The sequence below is a fragment of the Haladaptatus sp. AB643 genome (assembly GCF_024136975.1).
GTDB lineage: Archaea > Halobacteriota > Halobacteria > Halobacteriales > Haladaptataceae > Haladaptatus.
Map to the genome: position 1 here is coordinate 12,799 of NZ_JAMYJW010000019.1, position 26,498 is coordinate 39,296.

General features: G+C 54.2%; 27 protein-coding genes. 18 read left to right on the forward strand and 9 right to left on the reverse strand.

What is annotated here, in order from left to right; genetic code table 11:
- Positions 1-65 precede the first annotated feature (65 nt).
- Positions 66-260 (forward strand): hypothetical protein, encoded by a 195-nt coding sequence (locus NKF25_RS23700; RefSeq protein WP_253229080.1) that lies wholly within the window; start codon positions 66-68, stop codon positions 258-260.
- A gap of 20 nt (positions 261-280) precedes the next feature.
- Here the strand turns inward: NKF25_RS23700 and NKF25_RS23705 are convergent, their stop codons facing one another.
- Positions 281-1,765, reverse strand: coding sequence for a glycyl aminopeptidase (locus NKF25_RS23705; RefSeq protein WP_253229081.1), 1,485 nt, complete (start codon positions 1,763-1,765; stop codon positions 281-283).
- Between the two features lie 788 nt (positions 1,766-2,553).
- Here NKF25_RS23705 and NKF25_RS23710 point away from each other — a divergent pair.
- Entirely contained in the window at positions 2,554-3,855 is a 1,302-nt protein-coding gene (locus NKF25_RS23710; protein WP_082837686.1) for an orc1/cdc6 family replication initiation protein, read from the forward strand.
- A 243-nt stretch (positions 3,856-4,098) separates the two neighbouring features.
- On the opposite strand, the gene dgoD is transcribed toward NKF25_RS23710, so the two are convergent.
- Entirely contained in the window at positions 4,099-5,247 is a 1,149-nt protein-coding gene (gene dgoD, locus NKF25_RS23715) for a galactonate dehydratase (protein ID WP_253229082.1), read from the reverse strand.
- 152 nt (positions 5,248-5,399) lie between these two features.
- On the opposite strand from dgoD, the gene NKF25_RS23720 reads away from it, so the two are divergent.
- The 5 genes from NKF25_RS23720 (at position 5,400) to NKF25_RS23740 (ending at position 8,871) form a co-directional block, all read left to right on the forward strand.
- Entirely contained in the window at positions 5,400-6,059 is a 660-nt protein-coding gene (locus tag NKF25_RS23720; RefSeq protein WP_253229083.1) for a diphthine--ammonia ligase, read from the forward strand.
- Between the two features lie 25 nt (positions 6,060-6,084).
- Complete coding sequence (gene hisS, locus NKF25_RS23725) at positions 6,085-7,383, forward strand: histidine--tRNA ligase (protein ID WP_253229084.1); 1,299 nt, start codon at positions 6,085-6,087, stop codon at positions 7,381-7,383.
- A gap of 120 nt (positions 7,384-7,503) precedes the next feature.
- Complete coding sequence (tenA, locus tag NKF25_RS23730) at positions 7,504-8,157, forward strand: thiaminase II (protein WP_253229085.1); 654 nt, start codon at positions 7,504-7,506, stop codon at positions 8,155-8,157.
- A 263-nt stretch (positions 8,158-8,420) separates the two neighbouring features.
- Positions 8,421-8,624, forward strand: a complete 204-nt coding sequence (locus NKF25_RS23735; RefSeq protein WP_253229086.1) for a hypothetical protein — start codon at positions 8,421-8,423, stop codon at positions 8,622-8,624.
- Positions 8,617-8,871, forward strand: a complete 255-nt coding sequence (locus NKF25_RS23740) for a hypothetical protein (RefSeq protein WP_253229087.1) — start codon at positions 8,617-8,619, stop codon at positions 8,869-8,871. Before NKF25_RS23735 ends, NKF25_RS23740 begins: the two co-directional genes overlap by 8 nt.
- Before the next feature lie 193 nt (positions 8,872-9,064).
- Here the strand turns inward: NKF25_RS23740 and NKF25_RS23745 are convergent, their stop codons facing one another.
- The gene (locus NKF25_RS23745; RefSeq protein ID WP_253229088.1) at positions 9,065-10,474 is read right to left on the reverse strand and encodes a PAS domain S-box protein; all 1,410 of its coding nucleotides are present in this window, start codon (positions 10,472-10,474) and stop codon (positions 9,065-9,067) included.
- Between the two features lie 194 nt (positions 10,475-10,668).
- Positions 10,669-11,292: a response regulator gene (locus NKF25_RS23750; RefSeq protein ID WP_253229089.1), complete on the reverse strand. Its 624-nt coding sequence runs from the start codon at positions 11,290-11,292 to the stop codon at positions 10,669-10,671.
- Between the two features lie 233 nt (positions 11,293-11,525).
- Here NKF25_RS23750 and NKF25_RS23755 point away from each other — a divergent pair, with 233 nt between their 5' ends.
- Together NKF25_RS23755 and NKF25_RS23760 are read left to right on the forward strand one after the other, a co-directional pair.
- Positions 11,526-12,173 (forward strand): helix-turn-helix domain-containing protein, encoded by a 648-nt coding sequence (locus NKF25_RS23755; protein ID WP_253229090.1) that lies wholly within the window; start codon positions 11,526-11,528, stop codon positions 12,171-12,173.
- A gap of 929 nt (positions 12,174-13,102) precedes the next feature.
- Entirely contained in the window at positions 13,103-13,684 is a 582-nt protein-coding gene (locus NKF25_RS23760; RefSeq protein WP_253229091.1) for a hypothetical protein, read from the forward strand.
- On the opposite strand, the gene NKF25_RS23765 is transcribed toward NKF25_RS23760, so the two are convergent.
- Complete coding sequence (locus NKF25_RS23765; RefSeq protein ID WP_253229092.1) at positions 13,681-14,361, reverse strand: helix-turn-helix domain-containing protein; 681 nt, start codon at positions 14,359-14,361, stop codon at positions 13,681-13,683. The genes NKF25_RS23760 and NKF25_RS23765 overlap by 4 nt on opposite strands.
- Positions 14,362-15,298: 937 nt before the next feature.
- Between NKF25_RS23765 and NKF25_RS23770 the strand changes: the two genes are divergently transcribed.
- A complete protein-coding gene (locus tag NKF25_RS23770; RefSeq protein WP_253229093.1) occupies positions 15,299-15,730 on the forward strand; it encodes a hypothetical protein in 432 nt (143 codons plus the stop codon).
- A gap of 40 nt (positions 15,731-15,770) precedes the next feature.
- Here the strand turns inward: NKF25_RS23770 and NKF25_RS23775 are convergent, their stop codons facing one another.
- Positions 15,771-16,004 carry a UPF0058 family protein gene (locus tag NKF25_RS23775; RefSeq protein WP_253229094.1) on the reverse strand — a complete coding sequence of 78 codons (234 nt, stop codon included), beginning with the start codon at positions 16,002-16,004 and terminating at the stop codon, positions 15,771-15,773.
- A 221-nt stretch (positions 16,005-16,225) separates the two neighbouring features.
- Between NKF25_RS23775 and NKF25_RS23780 the strand changes: the two genes are divergently transcribed.
- Positions 16,226-16,525 carry a PadR family transcriptional regulator gene (locus NKF25_RS23780; protein ID WP_066139052.1) on the forward strand — a complete coding sequence of 100 codons (300 nt, stop codon included), beginning with the start codon at positions 16,226-16,228 and terminating at the stop codon, positions 16,523-16,525.
- Positions 16,526-17,242: 717 nt separating this feature from the next.
- On the opposite strand, the gene NKF25_RS23785 is transcribed toward NKF25_RS23780, so the two are convergent.
- Positions 17,243-17,461 (reverse strand): hypothetical protein, encoded by a 219-nt coding sequence (locus tag NKF25_RS23785; RefSeq protein WP_253229095.1) that lies wholly within the window; start codon positions 17,459-17,461, stop codon positions 17,243-17,245.
- Between the two features lie 146 nt (positions 17,462-17,607).
- On the opposite strand from NKF25_RS23785, the gene NKF25_RS23790 reads away from it, so the two are divergent.
- From NKF25_RS23790 to NKF25_RS23800, 3 genes are all read left to right on the forward strand, one after another.
- On the forward strand, positions 17,608-17,997 hold the full coding sequence (locus NKF25_RS23790; RefSeq protein ID WP_253229096.1) for a hypothetical protein: 390 nt from the start codon (positions 17,608-17,610) through the stop codon (positions 17,995-17,997).
- A gap of 156 nt (positions 17,998-18,153) precedes the next feature.
- Positions 18,154-19,110: a transcription initiation factor IIB gene (locus tag NKF25_RS23795; RefSeq protein ID WP_066139049.1), complete on the forward strand. Its 957-nt coding sequence runs from the start codon at positions 18,154-18,156 to the stop codon at positions 19,108-19,110.
- A 1,138-nt stretch (positions 19,111-20,248) separates the two neighbouring features.
- A complete protein-coding gene (locus NKF25_RS23800; RefSeq protein ID WP_253229097.1) occupies positions 20,249-20,605 on the forward strand; it encodes a PadR family transcriptional regulator in 357 nt (118 codons plus the stop codon).
- A gap of 48 nt (positions 20,606-20,653) precedes the next feature.
- Here the strand turns inward: NKF25_RS23800 and NKF25_RS23805 are convergent, their stop codons facing one another.
- Both NKF25_RS23805 and NKF25_RS23810 read right to left on the reverse strand, forming a co-directional pair.
- Positions 20,654-20,893, reverse strand: coding sequence for a hypothetical protein (locus tag NKF25_RS23805; RefSeq protein ID WP_253229098.1), 240 nt, complete (start codon positions 20,891-20,893; stop codon positions 20,654-20,656).
- Between the two features lie 263 nt (positions 20,894-21,156).
- Positions 21,157-21,948 (reverse strand): ParA family protein, encoded by a 792-nt coding sequence (locus tag NKF25_RS23810; RefSeq protein ID WP_253229099.1) that lies wholly within the window; start codon positions 21,946-21,948, stop codon positions 21,157-21,159.
- Between the two features lie 596 nt (positions 21,949-22,544).
- On the opposite strand from NKF25_RS23810, the gene NKF25_RS23815 reads away from it, so the two are divergent.
- From NKF25_RS23815 to NKF25_RS23830, 4 genes are all read left to right on the forward strand, one after another.
- Positions 22,545-22,937 carry a hypothetical protein gene (locus NKF25_RS23815; protein ID WP_253229127.1) on the forward strand — a complete coding sequence of 131 codons (393 nt, stop codon included), beginning with the start codon at positions 22,545-22,547 and terminating at the stop codon, positions 22,935-22,937.
- Entirely contained in the window at positions 22,889-23,065 is a 177-nt protein-coding gene (locus NKF25_RS23820; RefSeq protein ID WP_253229100.1) for a hypothetical protein, read from the forward strand. Before NKF25_RS23815 ends, NKF25_RS23820 begins: the two co-directional genes overlap by 49 nt.
- 152 nt (positions 23,066-23,217) lie before the next feature.
- A complete protein-coding gene (locus tag NKF25_RS23825) occupies positions 23,218-23,454 on the forward strand; it encodes a UPF0058 family protein (protein ID WP_253229101.1) in 237 nt (78 codons plus the stop codon).
- 877 nt (positions 23,455-24,331) lie between these two features.
- Positions 24,332-26,353: a bacterio-opsin activator domain-containing protein gene (locus tag NKF25_RS23830; protein WP_253229102.1), complete on the forward strand. Its 2,022-nt coding sequence runs from the start codon at positions 24,332-24,334 to the stop codon at positions 26,351-26,353.
- The last annotated feature ends 145 nt before the right edge of the window (positions 26,354-26,498 follow it).

Here is a 26,498-nt window from a genome sequence, read left to right on the forward strand (position 1 = left end):
GTAATTAAGTTCCGGAGAGGAGGTCGCTTCTTCGAGCCGTATCCTTCTCATCGGCGATCCAGAGAATGAAAATCGGTACTGAGACGACGGGGGAGACCCCGTCAGACGATTCGAGAGATGAATCGCCCGCCGACTCGATGACGAAGTGGCGTCGGCTCGGCGAACTGCTGAAGGTGTGGGGGGCCGCCATCGAAGTGTGGCTCAAGATCCTCGCCACGATACTCGTCGGCGTGGCCACGCTGCTGAAACTGCCACACTAAGACGAAATGGGAGAACCGGCCTATTTCCCCTTTCCGCCGCGGAACCGGGACGCAAGACCGGATGCGTACTGCGCCACCGTCAGTCCGAACACCAAACTGACGAGCCCGAGTCCTCCCCAGAAAACGAGCGTCGAAGACAGGTTACCCGTCTTTGCTGGGGAATGAATTCCGCTCAAACCGCCGGATTGTTTGTTTGCGCTCCCACCCTTCTGTGACCCATCACCACCGCCGACGTTCGATCCCGCATTGTCGGCCTGTTGGAGGTCCTGTAGCCGTGGTTTCGCGGTCGTCGTGACGTGCTTGTTCAACCACGGTGTCATCGACCGTCCGCCCACATCGGCGACGATATTCCGGAAATCGGCGTACGTGACCGTCCCATTGTGTTCGTTCATCCGATGAAATACGTCCATTAGACTATGACGCCCGTCGGTCGCCTGCTGTATCTTTTCGTCGAGTACCCACAAGGTGAGCGCCCCGCGATAGTACGGGACCTCGCGGTCGGCCCATGTACTCGGTTTCGAGAGCGTCGATGCGTCGTACGATTTCGACGAGAGCGTTCCGACAACGGAGGATTTCGAGGTTTCGTCCTCCTTCATCGCCAAATCCGACGCGAAGTAGGCGGCGCTGGCCTCCCGAAACCACTCCATCTTATCGCCCAGTTCGAACGACTGTCGCGTGTGGAAATACTCGTGTAACCAGAGGTTCTGCGGATCGTCGAGACGGGCGTCTTCGTGCACCCATAGTTCGCCGTACTTCGGCGAGGCGTACCCACCGCGCCAGATCGGATCGGGGAGGACGAACATCAGTACGTCGTCCGGGGATTGGCCGGGAATCCGTTTGCTCGCCGCGCTGACCGAGTCGAAAATCGACTTGGGGGACTCGGCGGGGGACGCATCGGCCGCGACGATCATCCGAAATCGTTGCCCGTCCGCGTGACGGACGTGTTCGTCGTACTTCCCGACGTACGTGAATGCCGACCCGAGAACGCCGGAATCGGCGAACGAAACGCTCCGATCCGGATAGTCGTCCTGGAGGGGGTGAAAATAGCTCCAGTCGTCGGCGGCCATGGATTCCCACGCAACCGATACCCTCGGCGTCGGTGCGAGCGCCCAGTCGTCGGTCGCCGCGAACTCGCGACCGCTTCCGGAGTGAACGCTCGTGGTGATCGTCATCGACGGGGAGTCAGTCTCGCCGTCCCAGCGGAGTGCGTGGTTTCCGTTCCCCGTTTGGTCGCTGACGAACCCATCCGAGGACACCACGTTTCCGGTGTAATTGATGAGCCAGAAGTGGCTCCCGTCGTCGGGTGTCTCGAAATCGAGATGATACCGAACGGTACCGGATTGGGACGCGTGCCGCTCGATGGAAACCGAAACGGCTGGCGGCCCGCTTGACGACTGTCTGCCCGACGATTGTGCCGTCGCTTGCGGAGCGAACGTGCCAGCGACGAGCGACAGCACGAGTAGTAGTACGACTGTCCTCCCGGTAACCAGACCCACGGACCCCATTTACAGCCTCGTCGGCCGGATGGAGTTTTGTTATACGTCGCCTGAACGAAAACAGGGTCGATCAAAGTTGTATGATGGTTTGCAGTGGAGGATGAGTTTCCGGAACTTCCGAGTTTCCCAAGGAAACAGTTTTTAAGTGAGATGGAGAAATCCCATTTCCGACGTTCTAGGAGGTCAGTTTCAGTATTCTTTGTTGGGAGAAAAGAAAGCACACGCCCCCCACGTTTCCGACGTTCTACGAAATTCTATGTGAGTCTCTTTATGGAAGCAGTCAATGACTAACCGGAACAGGGAATTGAAGTCACTGGTTTCCACTCACACAGCAATTAGAAGACGAGTGGGGAGTGTTTTCTAATTGAAATCTAAGTCTAGAAAGTCGCTAGAAGAAACGTCGGAAACACGGGGGGTGTGGGTGTTCTCTGTATAGAGTCTCCACTAGAGGATAACGTCGGAAACACGGGGGGAGGGAGTGAAAAATGAATTCCTTCGATGAGATTTCGGGAACATCGGAAAAGAGGGGGGAGAACCGGTTCAAACTTCGGAAACAAGGTTATGATATATAAATGGAAAGTAGATCGAAATACAGCCCAAGAACGCTTAAATCGGGTAGAAACATCGGAACAAAGGGGAGAACAGATGACTATACGTCGGAAACGTAGTTCAATACAATCCACTGCAAATACGCCTCCAAATGCGTTGCAACGCCGATAATCACAATAATTAACGTCGGAAAGGAGGCTCCATAATATCATAGGAGGTATATGTGAGTTGTTACAAATAGTTGGTGTATGAACCAGTCTCGTGGTAACGAGCCAAACCAATCCCAGCTACGAACAGATGGTGGTGAGGGGTTCGACGTTGCTCGTGAAATTTTCGAGCAAGAAGATAACATCTTTTCAAATAAGGGCTTGCTCGAAATCGATCACGTCCCAAGTGCCGACCGGATCGTCGGCCGAGATGACGAAATTCGAATGTTAGCGGAAGAACTGCGAAGTGCCGTCAATGGGCACTCACCTGAAAACGTAATTATCTACGGGAAAACGGGAACAGGGAAATCACTGGTTTCGCGCCACGTCACAACCCGTGCAAAGGAGTTAGCGAAAGACGGGGTCAGTATTGGCACAGCATACGTCGATTGTTCAACCCATAGCACCGAGACACAAGCAGTTTCGACCCTTGCACGCCATTACAACCAACCGGATGTAACACAGCTTCGAGTTCCTGAAACTGGTCTCTCTACTGCTGCCTACTATGAGCGACTCTGGACAGTCTTGGATTCCCAATATGACGTTGCCATCATCATCCTCGACGAAGCAGATTTGATGACTGACGATAGCATATTGATGAAACTGTCTAGAGCCGGTGAATCCGGTAGCACATCCTGTCGTATCGGAGTTATCGCGATCAGTAACAAGATCGAATGGGCAGATGATCTGAACGAACGAGTAAAGTCGAGTCTGCAGCCAAAGGAGATGGCCTTCCAACCGTATGACGCCACTCAGTTGGAGCAGATCATGGAAAACCGGAAAGACGCATTCCAATCCGATGTATTAACGAGCGACGTTATCCCGCTCTGTGCGGCTTTTGCGGCTCAGGACTTCGGTGATGCACGAAAGGCAATTGACATCCTTCGTCATTCGGGCAATTTAGCATATAAGCAGGATGCAGAGCAGGTAACTGAAGCGCATGTCCGAGAGGCGCGTACTGAAGCAGAAAAGGATCGCTTCAAGGAACTTATCGAGGGGGTTCCACAACAAGCAAAAGCAGTGCTCTTAGCACTCTCTATTCTCACAAACAACTCGGCACAAGACGAATTCGCCACACAACTCGTCTACCGCCAGTATTCGAATATTTGCAGGACAATCGATTTAGACACACTCTCCGAGCGGCGCTTCCGTGATATCTTGAAAGAGCAAGCATTTCTCGGCCTTATCGACATCCAAAAGGAGAATCGAGGTCGTTCCGGTGGCATCAATCTCCTCAATCGGCTTGTCGAAGATTCTGACCTCGTGTACGATATCCTTATCGACGATAACCGATTTTCCGAACTGAATGATAATCTCGACCAACGCCGTGTCCAAGACTGGTGAACCTGAACCTCTCTGTGCACAGTAGTTCCGAACGTCAAAATCTGTGTGTGGAGTACCTCTTCAAGTAGTGTGAACACTAGATACTAGTCACAAAATCGACTCCTAAAAATCATCTCTTTAAATACATCGTGGCTTTTTGCTTTAGCTTGCTTCCGTAGGAGACTCAAGACACTCTACAACTGGTGTGTGACCACAACCATTTCCGATGGATGGATACGCAAGCAACGGAATTACACCGAACCGTCACCACTCCGCGACGCTGCCGTCATCGTGTCGCCAGACCGGGTTGTGCCAGTCGTCGTGACCGGCGCGCTCGCGCAGGGTTTCCTCGTCCGGTTCGACGCCCAAACCGGGGGCGTCGGGGAGCGAGACGTACCCGTCCTCGTAGTCGAAGACGCTGGGGTCGGCCAGATAATCGAGCACGTCGCCGCCCTCGTTGTAGTGGATGTCGAGGCTCTGTTCCTGAATCAACGCGTTCGGCGAGCAGGCATCGACCTGTAGACAGGACGCGAGTGCGACCGGGCCGAGCGGACAGTGTGGCGCGAGCGCCACGTCGTAGGCCTCGGCCATCGACGCGATTTTGTGCGTTTCCGTGATTCCGCCCGCGTGCGAGAGGTCGGGTTGAATCACGTCCACTGCGCCCGATTCGAACACCTCCTTGAAATCCCAACGGGAGTACATCCGCTCGCCCGTCGCGATCGGAATCGACGTGTGAGCCGCGAGTTGTGGGAGGAACTCGTTCTGTTCCGGAAGCACCGGTTCCTCGATGAAGAACGGGTCGTGCGGTTCGAGGACGTCGGCGAGTCGCTTCGCCATCGACTTCGCCACGCGCCCGTGGAAATCGACGCCGATGTCCACGTCCGGGCCGACTTCCTCTCGAACCGTCTCCAGTCGCTCGCCGACCGAATCGACCGCCGCGGGCGTGTCGATTCGACGGAGTTCGGGCGTCGCGTTCATCTTCAGCGCCGTGAATCCGGCATCCACCTTCTCGCGAGCGGCCTCGGCGACGCCCGCCGGGCGGTCGCCGCCGACCCACTGGTAGACGCGTACCCGGTCGCGGACCGGGCCGCCGAGCAAGTCGTACACCGGCGCACCGAACGCCTTTCCACGGATGTCCCACAGCGCTTGGTCGATCCCCGCGATGGCGCTCATCAGAACGGGACCGCCGCGGTAGAATCCGCCACGATACAGCCGTTGCCAGTGATCCTCGACCGGCATCGGATCCTCGCCGACCAAGTAGTCGTCCATCAGTTCCTCGACTGCGCCGCGGACCGTCTTCACACGACCCTCGACGACGGGTTCACCCCAACCGACGAGTCCATCACTCGTCTCGATTCGAAGGAACAGCCAACGCGGCGGGACGGCGAACAGTTCGTAGTCCGTAATTCGCATGCCGGACTGTTGTCGCGGGCGGTGGTAGTGATTTTGGGTCGCGACAGACACCGCGATCCGGCGGTGGTAATCGCCGTCTGTCGGACGGGGCCCCCCGGACGACCGCGAACGGAACCGTTCAACACGTCGCGGCGGATACCGTCGGAGAACGGATGAACGCGTTTTGCTCGTGGAGCGGCGGCAAGGATAGCAGTCTGGCGTGGCATTTGGCGCTGGACGAGTACGACGTCTCGCGGTTCGTCACGATGATGGTCGACGGAGGGGACGACCGCGATGCCGGGTCGTACCACGAACTCGTCCAGCGACAGGCCCGCAGTGTCGGGACGACGCTCGTGCAACGACGGGTGACGTGGGAGACGTACGAAGTACAGTTCGAACACGTCCTCGAATCGCTCGACGAGGAGTACGGCGTGTTCGGAACCGTGGACGTCGATGCCGATAGGGAATGGGTCGAATCGATCTGTGACAACACCGGCGTGACCCCGGTGTTTCCGCTCTGGGGTCGGGAACCGACCGCGACCTACCGGACGTTCCTGGACAGGGGATTCGAGGCCCGCGTCGCGAAACTCGATTCGACGGAGATCGACGAGCGATGGCTCGGACGGCCGCTCGACGAGACGTTTCTGAACCACCTGCACGAACGCGGTGTTCACCCGTTGGGCGAAGGAGGGGAGTACCACACCGTTACGGTCGATGGGCCGCCGTTCGAAACGCGGATCGACCTCGAACTCGTCGGCTCGAAGCGACAAGGCGACGACATCGTCGCGACGTTCGAGCTCGAACGGGGGGACACACGAGATAGCCAAACGTAAAGCGCTCGCCTTCGATACGCGAACCATGGACGAATTCGAGAGCCTCAAAGGCTTTTACGACCGCTACCCGGAGGAGTGGGCGGCGTGGCGCGAACTCGTGGACACCGTCGAGGCGACGGCCCGCGAGTTCGGGTTCCGCGAGATCGACGCGCCGAGCGTCGAACCCACCGACCTCTTTCGGGTGAAGTCGGGCGACGAAATCGTGGAACAGACCTACAGCTTCGAGGACAAGGGCGGACGCGAAGTCACGCTCATCCCCGAACAGACGCCGACCCGTTCGCGGTTGGTCCAACAGCGAAAGGACCTCGGCACGCCGATCAAGTGGTTCGACACCTCGAAACGCTGGCGCTACGAGGCGGTCCAGAAGGGACGCGACCGCGAGTTCTTCCAGACCGACATCGACATTTTCGGCGTCGAATCGGTCGAGGCGGACGCGGAGATCATCGCCTGTGCGGCCACCATCTACGAGAAACTCGATGTCGCCGACTCGGTGGAGTTCAGGCTGAACGACCGACAACTGCTGGATGCCTTACTCAACGCGATGGACGTGGAGGGAAGTAAGGACGTAATGCGCGTCATCGACAAGAAGGAAAAGATCAGCCGCGAGGAGTTCCTCGACAACCTCGAACTCGAAGGCGTGGACCGCGAAACCGCCGAGGAGATCGACGAACTCACCGCCATCAGTGGAGACATGGAGAGCGCACTGGTCGAACTCTCGAACAAAGCACCCGAGGGCGATGGGGCTGACGACGCGATCGACCGCATGCACGACCTCTACGACGTGCTTTCGGCCTACGGCGTCGAGTCGATGTGTACCTTCGACCTCTCCATTGTGCGCGGGATGGACTACTACACCGGTCTCGTCTTCGAGGCGTTTTCGACCGAGAGCGACCTCCGCGCGCTGTTCGGCGGCGGCAGATACGACCACCTCATCGAGCAGTTCGGGAGCCGCGAGGTTCCGGCAATCGGGTTCGCGTTCGGCTACTCCACGACGATGCAGTTGTTGAAGGAACTGGACCAGTGGCCCGACGAGGCACTGTCGACCGACGCCTACGTGTTGACGATTTCCGATTCCGTGCGCGAAATCGGGATGGAGTACGCGAAGGGACTGCGTGCGGAAGGGCTAACCGTCGAAACCGACCTGACCGGTCGGAGCGTCGGCGAGCAGTTCGGCTACGCCGACCGCATCAACGCAGCGTACACCGTCGTCGTCGGTGAACGAGACCTGAACGAGGGCGTCGTCACGGTCCAAAACATGGACTCCGGCGAGGAAGAACAGGTACCGAAGGACGAGGTCATCTCGGAAGTCCTCGATCGACTGTAGGGTCGTTTCCCTCTTTTTATTTGTCCGGGAATCGACCGACAGCGCTGTCCGATGGTGATGGCGTCAGCGATTCCAAATATTCACTACCAAGTTATACCACTTGAGAATTGATATGGTAGCATGGCGTTCAGTGACCATCTCCTCACGAAGGGGAGCGACCTGTGGGAGGAGCAGAAAGCACATCCATTCGTCGTCGAACTGGCGAACGGAACGCTCGAAGCGGATGCGTTCCGTCATTGGGTAGAGCAGGATTATCGCTACCTGCTCGATTACGCTCGCGTGTTCGCCGTCGCCGGCTGCAAAGCACGTGACGAGGCGACGATGACCCACGCGTTCGATGTCGCACACACGATTCTTGCGGACGAAATGGAGTTACATCGCTCGTTCGCCGCCGACTACGGAATTTCCCGTGCCGAACTCGAAGCGGTTCAAAAAACGCCGACGTGTCTCGCGTACACGAACTACCTGTTGCGAACGGCCTACGAGAGAACACTCGCCGAACTCGCAGCGGCCGTCTACCCGTGCGGTCAGGGATATCTCGACGTCGCGGAGCACATGGCAACCATCGCGGACGGAGAGCACCGATACACGCCGTTCATCGAGAAGTATACGAGCGACGAATTTCGTGACTCCGTCGCATGGATGCGAACGTTCGTGGACCGACAAGCGGACGAATCACCGGGAATGCATGATGCGATGGAGAATGCGTTTTTGACGAGTACGCGCCTCGAAACGGCATTTTGGGGAATGGCGTATGACGGAGAAACGTGGTAGCGTTCTGGGGATAGAACCATCAAAACTAGCAAAACCGACAAAAATAGAAAATCCATCAAAGCTGTCAAAACCGTCAAAACCATCAAAACCACCAGATGCGCCAAAACGGGGTAGTCACCTTGGCGGTTTACTTTCACTTAGCTGTAGTTCCGTATGCGGCCGAAAACGGACGATAGCGGAGGTAAACGTCACGAACGAATGAGGAATTACTTTCACCATGGATAAGGCTCGAAGTTTTTTGAAGAATGGTCGTATGCCAGCGTATGGGTATCCACGACATCGACGGCCCGATCACGAAGTGGCGCTACACGTGCCCGAACGGCCACACCAGTTGGGAGACGACGAACAGCCATTTCTGGTGTCACCAGTGTAGTCGGCTCCCCGGAATGGACGCCGAATTTTGGAAGCTACATGATAGAAAGACGGGCGAGCGCCTCGCGCGCGAGAAGGTGAGTATCCATGGCTAAATCCGAGTGGCAGAACACGGGCGATACCGTTCGACGTGGCGTGTGGAATCGGCACACGGACTCGAAGCGCTACTGCCGAAACCCTGATTGTGGAAACGAACACGTCGATCCTTCGTTCGCACGGACGATGGGGACCGAGGACGGCATCGTCTATGCCTGTCCCAAGTGTACCCGTTGGGCGACGCTAAAACGTGGTGCCGCCGCGGATCCGACGATCGAACATCGTGTCGATAGGGAATGGCGTTGACGCCGTCGAGTTCCGGCTTTGGCACCCACACGCTTCACTCGTAGGACGAGTCGAGTTCACTCGGATGAGAACAACGGCTTTTCGGTGGTTCCCGTCGTTTCGAACGCGGAAATCCGCAGGGGTTTGCGCGACTGTCATCCTACGTCTGTCCACGAATTTCGTTTCCACGATAGCGGGCGACGAGAGCCACCCGTCACTCGAAATCGATACCCGTGATCTCGAACTTCGAGCCACCCGTACCGCCCTCGTAAACCTCGATTTCCCAGCCGTGTGCTTCGACGATCTGTTGAACGATGGAGAGACCGAGACCGGTTCCGTTGTCCGTCGTGTAGCCGCTTTTGAACACTAGTTCGCGCTCGTCCGGATCGATTCCGGGACCGTCATCGACGACACAGACGCCGTTCGGAGTGCGTTTGACGTGAACCGTAACGTCCCGGCTGACGTGCTCGATGGCGTTTCGAAACAGGTTTTCGAAAACCTGACTCAACCTGTCGATATCGGCCGAGATCTCACCCTCGACGTTCTCCAACACGAGGGTTGCCTCGGGCGGAGCGATACGCGACCACGCGTTCTCGACGATATCGTAAAACTTGGTGATTTCCTTGTCGTTGAGTGCGTCGGGTTTGCGTGCGAGGTCCAGCATTTCGTTTATCATTCGCTCCATTCGGTCGAGCGCACCACGAACCTCATCGAACGCGTCCTCCGAGTCTTCCATCTCCGCGACACGAAGATATCCCTGTGCGATTCCGAGTGGATTACGAAGTTCGTGAGCAAGCATGCTAGCGAACTCGTCGAGACGTTCGTTCTGCCGCTGGAGTTCCTGCTTTCGCCGCTTGTGCTCGGTGACATCTCGGATGATACCGATGATTTCGGGAATCTCCTCGTCGAACCGCATCAGAGTGGTATTGATTTCCGCATATCGTGTTTCCCCATCCGGCGTCATGTACGTCACCGAGTAGGGCGAAGGGTCAGGATTTCGCCCTTGGCCACGCATGTCGGCGGCGAGCCTGTCGAGCGAATCATTGGGGAACGCGTCGATACTCTCCAACCGTTCGCCAAGCACGGTCGATCGAGTGAGTCCTGAGACACGGCAAAACGCGTCGTTGACTGCCTCGATTCTGCCATCAGCATCGAGAACGAAGACTGGGTCGGGGGCGGTCTGAAACAACGTTCGAAACCGCTCTTCGCTCTGTTCTTTCTCCCGCTCGATTTCGACCGATAGTCGTCGACGTTCGAGCAACCCATCCAATCGTGCCTGCAAGACTGCCTTCTCGATAGGTGTCGTGATGGCTTCGTCGACTCCCTGCCACACTTCCGGTGTCCGTGCGGGGGACGTCGTCGACGTGACGAGCAGATAGGGGAGAAACGTGGGAAGTGCGGCTTCCTTTCTGCGTTCGAGTTCATCACGATGTCGGCTGAACGATGCCTCGTCGACGATACAGAGGTCAAACGACACATCGAGACCGTTCTCCGGAAGAACGACTTCGTATTCGGACGTGAGCCAGTCGGCCAACAGTCGACGGTTCCGTCGATGATCGATGAGCAACAGAACACTCCCCTTCGAAACGGACTCGGTCTCCTGTGCTGTCCTATTTTCGCTCATGGTTGTCGTTTCCAGCTGGACGTCAACGAACGAGATCGGTGGAGGGTGGAGAGTAGTGAATGAGCGACGGACGAAACGACCCATAGTTGTGTCCAAGAGGGAAGCATGATAGACATCCTCTTCCTGTCAGATTTGGGATCATTATTCATAATTCTATCGAATAATCCAACACGGCATCTCTTTAACGAAAACCGTCAGTTTTTCGTCTCCGATGCGTCGTTCTGCTTTGCGGACTCCATCAACTTGGAGCCGGATCTGTTACGGTTGTGGAACTCCGCGCGGAGGTCATCGTCGTCCAAATCCATTGCCGTGGACGAAAGTTCGTTTCGAAGCGATGCCAACTGTGTTTCGAGAGCGACGTAATCCTCGTTTTGCGAGAGTTCGTTCGCTTCCTTTCGATCCTCCAACGCGGCCCGTTTCGACGACAGCGAGAGAAACTGCTGTACCTGTGAGTCGTACGCCGAGCGGGTTTCGAGTGAGGAGACGATCTCTCGAAGTTGCTCCGGATCGGAAACCGGTTTGCAGATGTAATCGTCGAATCCGAGTTCAAGGATGTCGAAATCGGGTTCGACCGCAGTTACCATCGCAACTCGACAATCGATCGATAGCTCACGGATTTTGTCGAGGACTTCCTGACCGGAGTAGTCCGGCATCCGACGATCTAGGAGGACGATATCGACGGAATCGTCGATTTTATCTAGCGCTTCAGTCCCGTTGTACGCCTTCCTAACGTCGTAGGAATCTTCAAGCCACCGAGCATGCAAGTCCGTGATCGCATGCTCATCGTCAGCAATGAGAACAGTTGGCTCGTCAGACATTGGTTACGTGGTGTTTCACTGCCATTGCTATATCAAACGTAGCGATATCAATTATACGTTGGCAGTGACTTCGAATATAATGCATGAACTACACTCACTTGTCTTGCAATCAATAGACGGATGGACTCCATTTTGATAAAAGCTTTTCGATAATAGCGCCGAAGATGGGAGAAAACGGCGGGAGGAGGCACCGATAGCTACAATATTGCCGACACCATGCATGGGATAGAGAGATGAGCGTTTTGACCGAGTTCGTCGTGCCAGCAGAGGAGTTCATCCTCCACGAGACACTGCGACGAGTTTCCGCGATTCATGTCGAGATCGAGCGCGTCGTTGCGGACAGCGAATATGTAACTCCGTACTTCTGGGCGAGTGGAGAGACGTTCGAATCGTTCGAACGTGCAATTGAAGACGACATAACTGTCGAATCACTGACTGTTCTGGAAGAGCACGACGACGAACGATTTTACCGAGTTTCATGGCGCCAGCGTACTGGAACGGTCGGTCACGCCGTCTCGAAACTGAAAGCCAGTATCCTCGAAGCGACCAGCGATGGAAAGGATTGGTTTCTCAAACTGCTGTTTCCAAGTGAATCGTCACTGACGGAGTTTCACGACTACTGTGAAAACTACGATCTCTCGTTTCAGTTGACCCGACTCTACGAATCTCGACACCCGAACGCGTTCGGGAAATATGAAGTGACGCCGAAACAACGAGAAGCCCTCGTGACTGCGCTCGATTCCGGTTACTTCAACGTTCCCCGCGAGGTAACGTTGGAACACGTCGCTGGCGAACTCGATATCTCACCGAACGCACTTTCGACGCGATTGCGGCGCGGGTACGCAAATCTTATCACGAACACGTTACGTCACGAAGGGTAACCCTGCATTTGCAAGCCAATACTTTTTGATAACCGGGTCGCTAATAAAGGATGGTAATAGTCACACACTGGCTTTAGGGTAGGCTGATGTATGACTTAAAACGAACACGGGTTGTCGGTAACAACTCGCAGGTATGAACGACGATAGACGGGTACGAAACATCGGGGTAAGCACGTATTTACCTCCATGTCTATCCACGTCACTTCGAAGATATCCTCGACAGTTACACCGAAAAAACCGGAACGACAATATTTGGGCCCTACAATTCACGAATCGGATACTGTCAAAGATATCATCGCTTCGACAATTGGAAATGCAAACGTATATCAGAGGATAGTGTAGGAGAACAATACATTGATATCATGCCGCAGTGCATTTAATATGATAGATACTATCCAGAATATAGAAGTGAAAGAATATATTGAGAAATGGAATAAATGAACGTTCGCAAGATAGAAGAAGACCTTCAAGGAGCGTCAAACGTTCTCGTCCTTGCCCCCCTCACCCCTGATGGCAACCGGGCGCACATGGAGCTTGTAGCTTCGATGCGGCCCAAAAATCTCAGTTTGGCAACCGTTACCTACACGCAGCCACCGGGACAGTGGCTCGAAGATTGGCAACGGAGTGTCGGGGCACCACCACGGGAAGTACGGTTCATCCATGCGAGTGGAATGGCCCAGTCCGAGACGTATGACGAACAGACTCCCGATTACGTGACGACGGAGGTCGTTGACCCGACCGACCCGATGGAGATCATCGTTCCATTGAGTGACCGTCTGAAGGAGTGGACGGACGGAGAAACGCAACCAGTAGTATCAGTACAAACCCTAACAGTTCTCCTCGAATACGTCGATTTTGATACTGCATTTCGCTATCTCCACATACTTACACACCGAATACAAGCTGCAGGAGCGGTCGGATATTTCCAGATGGATCCCGATATCCACGATCCAGAAACCACGAATACCCTAAAAACGCTGTTCGACGTCGTCGTCGAGGTTTCCGACAGCGGTGCCGATTGGACGACCACACCTACCTACACTCCGAGCACGGAAACGGCTGAAACGACCGAAGCCGAGGACGAAACCGAGCAAGCGGAACAACCATCGACTGGCCCACTGTCGTCCATTCGAACGATCCTTTCCGGCCTGTTCGACCGAAAGAAGCCGGAACTGGAAAAGGAGGAACCCGCCACCGAAACCAGTGTCGAGGAACCGGCCGAAAGCGAAGAGGAGAGTACGGAGACGGTCCAGCCACCGATCGGGAGTTTAGCGGACGAGGAGATGCTGACCGACGAAGAACGGATCCGTTCCCTTCTCATTCAGTACGGCGGTCGAATGAAACAGGCGGATATCACGACCGAAACGTCGTGGTCCAAGTCGACCGTTAGCAGGAAGCTTTCGAAGATGGAGGAAAACGACGAGATAACACGGGTCCAAATCGGACGGGGGAATCTCGTCTTCCTCAATGGTTCCGAACCGGAAGCATCGAAATCCCCGTTCGAAGCTTAATCCTCATCGACGGCGAACGTACTGGCGATGAGTTGCCTGGTTGCTCGTCGTAACTGTTGTGAAATCGCCGACGTCGAGACGTCGAGTTCTGCCGCGAGTTCGCCTTGTGAGATTCCCCGAGGAACGTTGTAATAGCCCGATCGATAGGCAGTGAGAACGGTGTCTCGCTGACGTTCGGTCAACCGTGTACTGTCGGTATCCGTATTCGAATCCGAATCGTACAGTTGACGGACGTGGAACGTAGTGCCGATTTCCAGACACGCTTTTCGAAGATCGATGAGGGACTCGCGCGACAGGAGTTGGATTCGAACGACCCACCCTCCGTTTCCGCTCTGGATATCGAGCGTCCGAATTCCCAGGTCGCTGGCCGTCGGAAGGAGCGGGATCGTATCCGGTGATGGTCGAATTCGGTACGTTCGTCGGTCAGCAGACGTCGAAAAAAGGGTTGCTTCGCTTACGGTCGTGTCAATCTCGAGGGAGCGTTCGAACGACGAAAAATCGTTCCCAAAGACGGACATGAAGTGAAACGAACCGTCGGATACCGGTGTTCCCTCGATCTGAACCGACAGTTCGGAGATCGATTCGAGTGTTGGAACGAGAACGAGACGTTCATGAGAAATGAAAATCTCGGCGAGGAGGGTTTGCGGAGCGGAAGTAGACGAAGAATCATCCTGCATACTGGCCTCCGACGAATCGTTTAGCTCATTGGGTATCTTGTCGGAATTGGATGCGCCATGTGCCATTGTCGAGGAATCAAATCCGGTTGTGGTATTACGTTACCTGGGTTTAAAGTTTAGGGAACAAAATGAACGCGAAAGGAAGATATTCGAAATCGTATCGGAAGGCATCCTTTCGTAATTGAATTAAATCTCGAATTATTTCTTGAATTGTTTCTAAGAAGGTATGGAACTGAACACGAGGGAGATAGGAGTCATGAGCGCTAACGACCCTCGCGGCCGGATATTGTCACACCCCGCCTCCGTGCTGGGCGTATCTTTCTACGTCTTATCGCCTGATTACTATAGAGAGGTTAACCGAAACCGTTCGCCGAGAGTGATTTGATGGGAAAATGGGCGTAAAAAAAGAGCCGAGGGATACCGTTCACAATTGTTTCAACAGACATTTCGGACGACGATAGAGACCAATTCAAAGATAATACGACCGATAATTCAAAAATATATTCCGACAATAATCCCCAGACAGGTGGATGAAGAACACAGAACCCCGCGGGAAATGTCTTCATAGAGCCTCAATCACCATTTTTAATCCTCTAACAGCCATGATGACTATCGAGATACGTGTTAGTACCCCCACAAATAATAGAAGCAACAGATGTGGTTATCTTACATATTATAGGGTCGTTAACTGAACTAACAATCTATCACAACCGTTCGCAACAAATCGGGAGAACATTATTGGTTTATTACCCATTCTAGCGATAATTCATCCGTCATGAGCGCTACTGAAGTCCAGGCGGACAACGGAAGCACGTGTATTGCATCAGATGTGAGTCCTAAACCGGAACTTTCGAAGGATAAAATCTTCCATCTCCTCCAGACCCCTCGACGGCGTCACGTGCTCCGTTATCTCAAAGACAATGACGGAATCGTCGAGATGCGTGATCTTGCGGAGCAGGTCGCAGCGTGGGAGAACGAGACGACGGTCCAGGCGCTCACCTCGGACGAGCGTCAGCGTGTGTACATCCCCCTTTACCAGTCCCACCTTCCCAAACTCGACGAGGAAGGGATCATCGAATACAATCAAAGTAGGGGAACGATCGAGCGAACGGAGCTGGCGGATCAACTCGACCGGTACCTTACCGTCGAAACGCAAACGGAAGACGACGAAGAATCGATCCAACAACCGTCGTGGGAGTCGTACTATCTGGGTGTCTCGGTGCTCAGTACCATTCTCCTTGTGGGAACGGTTCTCGGCGCCCCAATACTCGCAGCATTACCTGGCGTAGCGATCGGTGGGAGTATCGTTGCGATGTTCTCACTCGTAACGCTCGCACAAGCGATGTCAGAACGGGCGCGCGGACGATAACGGAGACCTATTCGACGATACTTCGGAGGTACAGAAGCTATCAGTTAGCGTGTGACGTCAGTTGCTCTTCTTTCGTAGTCATATTGTCAGTAATTCTACTGATGAGCGCAAAGATGGCTTCCTGGTGGTCAGTTTTTGAATGATGTATCGATGTCGGGTTGACACCGATCCGTTCGTACTCAGAAAAGTCAAGGGTTCGATCGTTTCGTTCCTCGTACTGGGCCCGTACCTCCGCAATCAGTCCGTGAATGTGAATCAACTCTTGCTTCTTCATATCATAGCCACATGATGACTCAGCACATATATTATCTTGGGCCATTTTTGGGCGGATTTTTCGGGAATAACCGTTTAGAAACCGGACAACAGTGATGAATGTTTGTCAAGATTGAGGAACTGTCAAATTCAAAAACAAAGGGGGACGCCCATTTTCACTGCGCAAGACGAGCATTATCATGCACTTAACTAATACCCCATAGACATAACATCGAGTCGAACATGTACGACCTGACTGGCTTCCAGCGAGACCTGTTGTACGTCATCAACGGGTTGACCGAACCACACGGCCTCGCCATCAAAGAAGAACTCGAAGACTACTACGAGAAGGACATTCACCACGGGCGTCTGTACCCCAACCTCGACACCCTCGTGGACAAAGGACTAGTCGAGAAAGGACAAGTCGACCGCCGAACGAACTACTACACCCTTACTCGACGTGGTCAGCGGGAGATCGAAGCACGACGGGAGTGGGAAGCACAGTACGTTGGCGAGAAAGAAGCAGCAGAACTCGCAGACTGACGGCACCGCCTTTTTCCGTCCGTTGTAGTCCGTTTGTACTTAAAGTACGGAACTACTAACGCATACCTTTTGGAGGGTTCTTTTCATATCCTCACCAGATGGCCATCGGACTGCAACGGGAGCGGAGATAATGCCGAGAAATCACGACGTATCGAACCGAGTCGACGCTATCGAACGATGTGCATACTGCAAAGATTACGTCCCAGTAACGCGCATCGAAATGGAATTACAAGAGCAAGAAGCGTATCTTCGAGCGAGCGTAGACATCTGTGAGAACTGCTTAGACGAATTACGCTGAGAGGGGATGAAAACGAGACAGTTCGCGTTGCTCCCGACTATCGTCACGTTGCATGGAAATCACACGGAGAGGGAGTGGCTAACTGACACGAGCCAAAATGCAGCTAGCACACATGCGACCACTGCGATGCTGGGAACGAGAGTAAAAAGGGGAAAGTGAAACGTCGCGCCGATTAGTAAGAACGATCCGAGCGAGGAGACACAGAGGTAATACGTATCCCATCGGTGTTCATCACCGTCGGTCTCGATGTCCGATGACTCCTCGACGGACAAATACCGTTCTAACTCAGCTGCTAGCGGGGCCTTTCTGACGATACCGCGATCTTTGTTGTACTCGATGACGCCCTCTTCGTCGAGTTTGGGAAGGTGGGACTGATAGAGGGGAATATAGGCACGTTGACGCTCATCCGGGGTGAGCGCCTAGACCGTCGTCTCGTTCTCCCACGCCGCGACTTGCTCCGCAAGGTCACGCATCTCGACCGGACCTTCCGTCTCGCGGAGATATCGAATCGCGGCACGACGCCGTCGACTCTGAAGGATGTGGAACACGTCGTCCGTCGAGATTTCCCCCTCGATTACCGATTCCCCATCTGAAGCCCGGTCATCGATACTAATCGAAGGTCGCTCCGTCGTGCTCATGACTAGTATAACCAGAATCTGGCGAGATAATAAACCGACGACGCCCTCCCATACCGTTTCAAACTGTTTCAAACGGTAAAAAATATCGAAACTGCACGGAACGGCATTCCGAGTTTATATGGGGGATGTACGTAGCACTGAATGAAATGAGCCAGGCAAACCACATACCCGCCTGGGCAGCATCTCCCGAGGAGTTCGAACGAACTCTCGAAGTCCTCGTTTCCACAGCACGTGAAAACGGCGTCCAACTCGACCGCTCGTGGACGTTCCGTCATGACGAGCCCGAATATGACGATGTGATGGTGGAAATAACGAGCCTCGCCCCGCGCCCTGAACTAGCCGATCCAACTCCAAACCAACCGAGCGTCTCCAAGAATACGACCACCGCCGACTTCGAGGTAGCTCTCAACGAGTTGCTCATGAAGGGACAGGAAGCAGGAATGGCGTTCGACCGTTCCTGGACGTTCCGCGACTCGAACCCCGAAAGCAACGATACGATGGTCGAGATCTCTCGATTAGCAAAACCTAGCTGCTAACCCTATTCTCGTTTTATACACCATAGATAATATACACATTACCCAGAATACGTCGCCGTCTTCGTGTTTCCGGGACAGAGATGTCAGAAGGAACCGAAAGTCACCTATGAGGTGCCATCCGGGGATTTAAATGTTCGCATTGAGTATAGAACATTGATGAAACGGTCCACTCGCCAACGGGAGCGCCGCGCGGAGCAAACCGAAACCGAGGAGGAGGGGGTCAAAGGATGTCCCGAGTGCGGGTCGAAAAACCTCGTCAATAGTGCGGACCAGTCCGAACTCGTCTGTGATGACTGTGGATTGGTCGTCGAAGAAGACCACGTCGACCGCGGGCCGGAGTGGCGCGCGTTCAATCACAGCGAGCGACAGAGCAAGTCGCGCGTCGGTGCACCGACCACGCAGACGATGCACGACAAAGGGCTGACGACGACCATCGACTGGAAGAACCAGGACGCGTATGGTCGGTCGCTGTCGTCGGAAAAGCGCAGTCAGATGCACCGACTGCGAAAGTGGCAAGAACGCATTCGAACGAAAGACGCGGGCGAGCGCAACTTGCAGTTCGCGCTGTCCGAAATCGACCGAATGGCATCCGCGCTGGGTGTTCCACGGTCGGTACGCGAGGTCGCGTCGGTTATCTACCGGCGTGCATTGGCCGAAGACCTGATTCGCGGACGCTCCATCGAAGGCGTCGCAACGAGCACGCTGTATGCCGCATGTCGGCAGGAGGGTATCCCACGAAGCCTCGAAGAGGTTGCAGAGGTATCGCGGGTGGATCAGAAAGAAATCGGCCGAACATATCGGTACATCTCGCAGGAGCTCGGTCTCGAGATGAAGCCGGTCGACCCAAAGCAATACGTCCCCCGTTTCTGTTCCGATCTCGGTGTCAGTGAAGAAGTACAGTCGAAAGCGAACGAAATAATCGATACGACCGCAGAGCAGGGGCTCCTCTCGGGGAAATCCCCGACAGGCTACGCTGCTGCCGCGATTTACGCTGCCTCGCTTCTCTGCAACGAGAAGAAAACGCAGCGCGAAGTCGCCGACGTCGCGCAAGTGACGGAAGTGACGATCCGAAATCGATACCAAGAACAGATCGAAGCGCTCGGTATCCACTAAGCGTTTAAGCGCTTCAGACATCCAGCCCAATTTTTACTGCCCGCGGGAGTTTCCGACTAGTTGCGAGACAGGTCGGCTACATCGGGCACCCTGATTCCCGATGAGTATGAGATGTCAGGAGTCGTGTGAACGTCTGGCATTTAACATCTCCCTTGGGCGTGGCTGCTGGGGGAGAACACATATTGTTGGATTTTCTATTCGAATCGGGGCGGAACTTCTCCGTCACGTTTCGTCAGAATGGACCGTAAAACGCGGAGGTACGCTATCGAAGTTACGTCAAGTGGAAGGAAACGTTCGCCCGGAAGGAGAACTTTCGTAGGAGGATGGTGACACGAAGCGGGGTGCCAGCCCACTACCATCGCCTCCGGCAACGCCGAGCGAGTCGTTTACCGTAACGCACACAAGACGCCCACATGAGGGCGTACTAAACACGACGTCGATAGAGCACATTATTATCCACCAATTAAACGACAATAGAAGCATCAATACCAGTGATGGAAGGATGGTGAAGGAGTGTCAGAACCAATTATCAAAATAGATATTGATCAGTATCATTAAATATTTTGGAGTCTTTGTTGGGAATATGATTGATATTATTGAACTCGTCGAGGATAATCTCGAGTCGATGTTAAATTCCGGGGAGATAGAATGTCCGTCGGAGGACTGTGACAACCGGCACTTTCGGGTTGACATTTGGCAGGACGACGAACAGGGGATCGTCGGAGACGCCTGTTGCCGCGACTGTAATCTACAGATACGACTTGATTTGCCCGACAAGTCGATCAATGAGGCCGGATCCACGCTCGAAGAGTTGGGATCGGAATTACAACAGCCGACGCCATCTACAAGCGATCGAAAGCAGGTAGAGATCGTCGAATGACGCCAGAGGATAGTAACAGGTGTCCAAACGTTCATCGACGCGACGTCCGATAGATATTTGTCCGCTGCACAAAAATCACGGGTGTAAGAATCGGAGAAAGAGCAGTATTTGAGTATTGTGCCAAATATCTACAGACATAACTCAATAATCTTCGATCAATCGGATACTGTTAAATAATATTTGTAATAGGGGGGCATAAATATTGTCTGAAGTAGGAAGGTTTATAACCTCTGTCAAAGAATATCACACCATACTACCATGTCAGAGGCAGAAACGGTTAGTAACGTGGCGACCGCACGCGACCTCACCGCGTTTCAGCAAAACGTCCTGATAGTCCTCGCAGAAGAATCCCGATACGGCCTCGCTATCAAGCGCGAGCTCGAGGACTTCTACGATGAGGAAGTGAACCACGGCCGTCTATACCCCAACCTCGATACGCTTATCGAGCGTGGGCTGGTCGAGAAGAGCGAGCTCGACAAACGGACGAACGAGTATGCGATTACGGACGAAGGTATCGAGGTTCTCCTCGACTCGTTCGAATGGCGCTTCAAGAAGTTCATCACGAACGACGAGCGCGCGGAAAAGGTCAAATCGCTCCTCGAAGCGGCCCAATAACCTCCGACGGTCCCCGATCTTTTTAGAGTAGTACCGACGCGTAAGCGTTCACTCGAACTGCATGAGACGTTCTCTAATCTCTTCACCATCCACTCCGTCGAGTGCTTCGAGTCCGGCCTGTACGACCAGCGGATAGAAATGGCGGTTCTTCTCTAGTTCGTCGCCGACGGCTCGTTCGTACGCGAGATTGAGCTCCTTGTAGCGGAAGTCGAGCGTGGAACGTTGGTTCTCGGGGAGATACATGTAGGTGCCGACGCGAGTCGCTTTCACGCTCTCGGAGTCGCTCACAGCGGAAGAACCAGTGGTATCGTCCACGTTCCGCGTTTGGGAGGATTCGACCGATTCGTCGCTTGCGGACGCTTCGTTCGGTTCTGAGAGTTCGGATGATTCGGATGGTTTTGATGGTTCGGATGATTCGGATGGTTTTGATGGTTCTGATGGTTCTGATGACTTTGATCGTTCGGACTGTGTGGACGATTCTTCGGAGTCTCCCTGTTGCTCGCGCTGTGCACGGCGACGACGCCGAAGACGGTCGGCACGGCTCTCGTCGCTCATGCGGTTACCTCCACTAACCCGAGTTGACGTTCGAGGTCCTCGGCGATAGAGAGGAAAACGGCGGCCATATCACACTCCTCCTCGAACTCGAAGATCGAACAGCCAGCCGAGAACGCACGTTGGAGGGTTACCCGTTTTCGAACCTCCCAAACGGGAATATCGGTGAACGCCTCATCGAACCACTTGAGCATCGAATCCGCCTCGTTGGTCGCCTCAACGCGATTGGCGACGACGCCGAGATCGCGAACCTGTGTATCGTACTCCGCCTCCAGTACCTCCATCTGGTCGAACAGGATTTCCAGCGCGCGTTTACTCGTCGATTCGGCAAGTGCGGGGATGAGCACGTTTTTAGCGGCGAGCAAGGCGTTGTCAGTGAGGTTTCCGAGATACGGTGGGCAATCGATGATAATGACATCGTAGTCGGTATCGAGCGCGTCAAGCACCTGTACGAGCCGCTCTCGGCCGCGCATTGCCATCGTCAGTTCGGGTTCGACGCTGGTCATATCGATATTGCTCGGAAGCACATCCATCTCCTCGTGGGCGACGATGAGCGAATCGACATCCCCGCGCACCTCGTGATCGGTCAACGCGTCGAACAGGGTCGGTGGTTGTGCCTCGTACTCCGATTCCAACCCTAGTCCTTCGGTCGCGTTCCCCTGTGGGTCAAGGTCCACAAACAGTACCTCATTCCCCCGATGACTCAACGCCCCAGCGACATTGATAGCCACCGTCGTCTTTCCCACCCCACCTTTCTGATTCGAGACGGCTATTTTGGCTGTATCGGACATACAAAATCGAAAAACCGTCCAAACCACATAAAACTGCGTCAGACATTCACAAAGGAAGCTCGGAAGACGGGTTACGGGCTCCAAAAGCCGAATATTCCGAATTGGAGGGAGAAGAGAGTACGAACGACACCCGTGAGCAAAACTAGCAAAGAGAGAAAAACCATCAAACGTTTGATGGTTCGTCTAGCAAAACCGGTTTGGCGCGATTGGTACTAACGGAGGGGCGGGCGAGGAACTCCGGAGTAGCTGTACGACGGCTTTAGACGGGACGCTGTCCCCGTTCGACAGCGATCATGAGCGTTCCGGCGGCGAGTACGACCACACCGATTGCGAGCAGCACAATTGGCCCGTCGAATCCAGGTATGTAGCTTTCGAAGAGTAGAGCAGCACCAATTACCAGTAAAGCCACCCCAGTCCAAAACCGTCGTGTTCGACCGAACATCCTGAACTAGTTCGAGAGGCATGTGCATAAAGAGAGTGGCAAAGAGTGGCAAAGTAACGGGAGAACGAGTTCGATCGTCAGCCAACAGAACCGACGAGTAGTGTCGAATGAGGGTATCGGAAACAACATATTTCGATCGACAAATGATAGTAACATGAAACGGCGGCAGTTCGTCGCAACGGTCGGTGCCACGGGGGTTGCTGGCTGTTCCGCGTTCAGTGTGGACGACGAGGTGAAAACACCGACATCCGGTCCGAAGGGGGGTAACGCGACAGTAGAGATGAAAACCAACGGGGATGGCAATTACTTCGACCCAGTCGGGTTGTATCTCGAGCCGGGAGACAGCGTGACGTTCATCACGAAAAGCGGTAACCACTCCGCAACGGCCTACCACAAAGGAAACATCTACGCCGAAACCAATCGGATTCCGAAGGAGCAGCTGCGTGGGGAAGCAAAGTCCTACAAAAGGGAGAATCATACGAGCACACGTTCGAGGCAGTGGGAACACACGACTACTACTGTATCCCGCATAAGACGCTCGGGATGATCGGACGAATCATCGTCGAAAAACCGGGTGGATCCGCCGAAGGAATCATGACCTCGGATGTGAAAGTACCAACGGGAGATACGATTCTCCGTAAAGGGTCAGTTTCTCACAGTGATTTCACGAAGTGAACCGCACATCGTGAGCGAGAGTTTGTGTACCCGACTAAAGTGTGAGAAATGAATAAGAGCGGTAGAACGCCCCCAGCGGGTTTTGAGCGTCATCGTATGAGAGGTTGTCTCAAGGAAATACTATAGGGGTTCGGTCGTTAGTTGTCGTCGGGATGAAAAAACAAGAGCTCATTCATCTGCATGGACTGCTTTCGGAAGTACGAACACGATTCGAGATCAAATCCGACTCTACATTTGACTTCCCGGAATACGACGGACAAAATACACGACCTACTTCTATTCATCACTCGAAAAACGACCACCGAGAAGCAGTGCTCACGCTAGCCGACGATCTTACGACGGAACTGATGAGCGAGACGGCCGAGACGGTCGCCCCTCACGCCGACTAATCCTACACAGCAGTATCGGAAGATCACGATAACGATCAGCGGTAGCGCTCGATAGCGACGTTCTCCAGAGAGGGAACAGGTAAAGATCCGCCAATCGGGGAGGAGATCAAGTCGAAGCAAAGACAGAACGACGAAATCGGAGAAATGAAGCCGATCGTCGAGAGTACTGTCAATTGATTCACGTTACCGGCGAGAATATTTCAGGGATAGAAACCAGATTCTATAGAACTGTAAATAACCCTTCGCTAATTTTGTATAGCGTTATGCAATATATCCCCTCGGGAATCGGCCGCAGTCATGCGATTTTCGGGAGGCGGATAGCAATTCCGATTATATTGGTAATGAGAAGTGGAATACAACCGGTGGCTGTGCGGAATGGTCAACCGATAGAAAGGGAGGGGTTTCACAGTCAAAGAGCGGGTCAAGCGGGGATCAGTTCAGCACTATCGGAAAAAACGGCAAGGATGACGAAGACGATCACGAGGACGCGCGGTCGCGAGTCCGAGAATCGGCATCTACCAGCACCGATCGAGGGCACTTCTATCGGACAGACGTTCCGGTTCGAACGGGTGGGGAGGACATGGCTTCCGTTATCGTCGCATCCGAACATGATTTGTTATCACACAACTACAGACAGCAATTGAAACAGACAGTAATATGGTACGTTTTTGAGCAATCAATATGCAGAGCAGGAAAACCAGCGGTATATGCGAGCATTAGAGGATTCGGAACGACGTGAAACCATCTGAAAGAGATATCTGGGTTTAAGACATTACAACCGTACATTTTATCCATAGGAGAACGTACAACTGACTGAAATCGGAAGAGTAAGGTGTTGTCAGCGGTCGTACAAGGTATCCCTTCACGGAAGAAAACAATGATTGAAGCAGTTCGCATCCTCTTCGTTTCCCCGCCCGACGACGAGGGAGTGACAACGGTGCTTCGAGAGCGATCGGGTGTCACCGTCGAAACGACGGCAAGCGTCGAAGATATCCACGAGATACTCGAAATAGCCGACTGTGTCGTTTGTACGACAGCGATCGGCGGAATGGGAGTCGTTTCGTTCTTGCGGGACGTTCGACAGTCACACCCATCTATCAGGCGTTTTCTCTTTTGCGATGCGGATGACCGAGCCGTCGAAAACGTCCTCGATAACAACCTCGCGGAATGGATACCAGCAGCGGGTGGTGGCCGTGCATTGGCGAGTAGAATGAACCATACTGCGAAACGGATTCACCACGATAGACGACTTTCGGCAGTACAAGACGCACAGAAACGTCTGATAGACGCCGAAGAGGAGGACGCGATCGCTGAAACGACGGCCAACGTTGTGGAATCGGAACTCGGCTACTCGTCCGCAATCGTGGCACGATACGACAGCGAAGAGGGTGCACTTCGACCGGTCGCATGGGAGGGCGTTTCCGAACCGGACGACCAACTGTTCGATATCGACGCCGGACTCGGGTGGAAAGCATTTCTCGAAGGGGAAACGTGCAGCGAGAGTCGAAATGACTACGGGCGACGTCTCGCCCTTCCGCTCGGAAAACACGGTGTACTGATCGTCACCGAGGATTCGCAGAACGAGTACGACGAGAGCAAGTCGAAACTCACAGAAGTACTCGTTTCGAACGCCGAGACGGCACTTACCCGTCTCGATCGTGAGTGGGAACTTTCGACGCAAGAAGCAGCCCTGTCGGATACTGAAGCGATACTCAACTGCACACAACGCCGAGAATCGGTCGTTCGAGACGTACTGACAACGCTCATCGACATGGATACGCGAAGTGGCATCGAGCACGCTGTCTGCAAGCGGTTAACGAACGCGGACCCCTATCGGTTTGCATGGATCGGGGAGTACGACTCGACGACCGACAAACTCTCGGCGCGGACGTGGGTCGGTAACGAACAGGAGTTTCTCGACGAGCTCTCGGAAGCAGGGGCCGAGACTGCACAAACGACCGCATGGACGGCGGCTCGGGAAAGGGAACCAGCAATCGACGATGATCTCCTCGGTGACCCACCGTACGAAACGTGGCGACAAGAAGCACTCAAAAGGGGATATCGAGCGGCAATCAGCGTTCCCCTCGTCTACGGTGGGAGTATCTATGGCGTTCTCACCGTGTATGCTGGCGGACCGGATATGTTCGATTCGGAAGAAAAATCCCTGCTCGAAGACATCGGAAAAACGATCGCCTACGCCATCAACGCCGTCGAAAGCAAGAAAGCACTGGTGAGTGACAGCGCAGTAGAGCTGGAGTTCCGGGTGTGTGACCCGCAATTTACGCTCATCAAGTTCGTCCAGATGGCCGACTGTCGGTTCGAATTCGAGAGCGTTATCCGCGAAACGGACGATACGCTTCGACTGTTCTTCACTACGGAAGGAGCGATGCCGGAATCCGTCGTCTCGTTTTCCGACCAGTCACTCATCGTCAACGATATCCGACACGTCACCGGTGATGACAAAAAGGATTTGTTCGAATGCACAGTGACGGGGGCGAACGTAATCTCGTTGCTGCTCGACCACGGAGCGATTCCAAAATCCGCGACAGCGGAAGGAAGGGAAGCGAGACTGACCGTCGAATTGCCACAAACGGCGGACGTTCGTCTGTTCGTCGAAACGTTCCAAAATCGCTACAGCGACACGGAACTCATCGCCCGTCGAAAGCGAGACCGACCGGTACAGACCGAACAGGACTTTCGAGCACAGTTGCGCCAGCGCCTCACCGATCGGCAATCGGAAGCGTTGGAAACGGCGTACTGGAGCGGCTTTTTCGAGTGGCCACGGGAAAGCACCGGGCAAGAGATTGCCGAATCGCTTGGAGTCTCACAGCCGACGTTCAATCGCCATCTTCGGGCATCAGAGCGCAACCTGCTAACAATACTGTTCGAAGACGAGTGAAACAGGGACACGATTTATACATATTGAAGCCCGGGGGAGAACGGGCTACGAATATAGCTATAACATCCATCAGTCGGCCGTTAATTATATACTACAGAGATGAGTGGAGAATCCAACAATGCCACTAACCAGCCACATTCTGGCA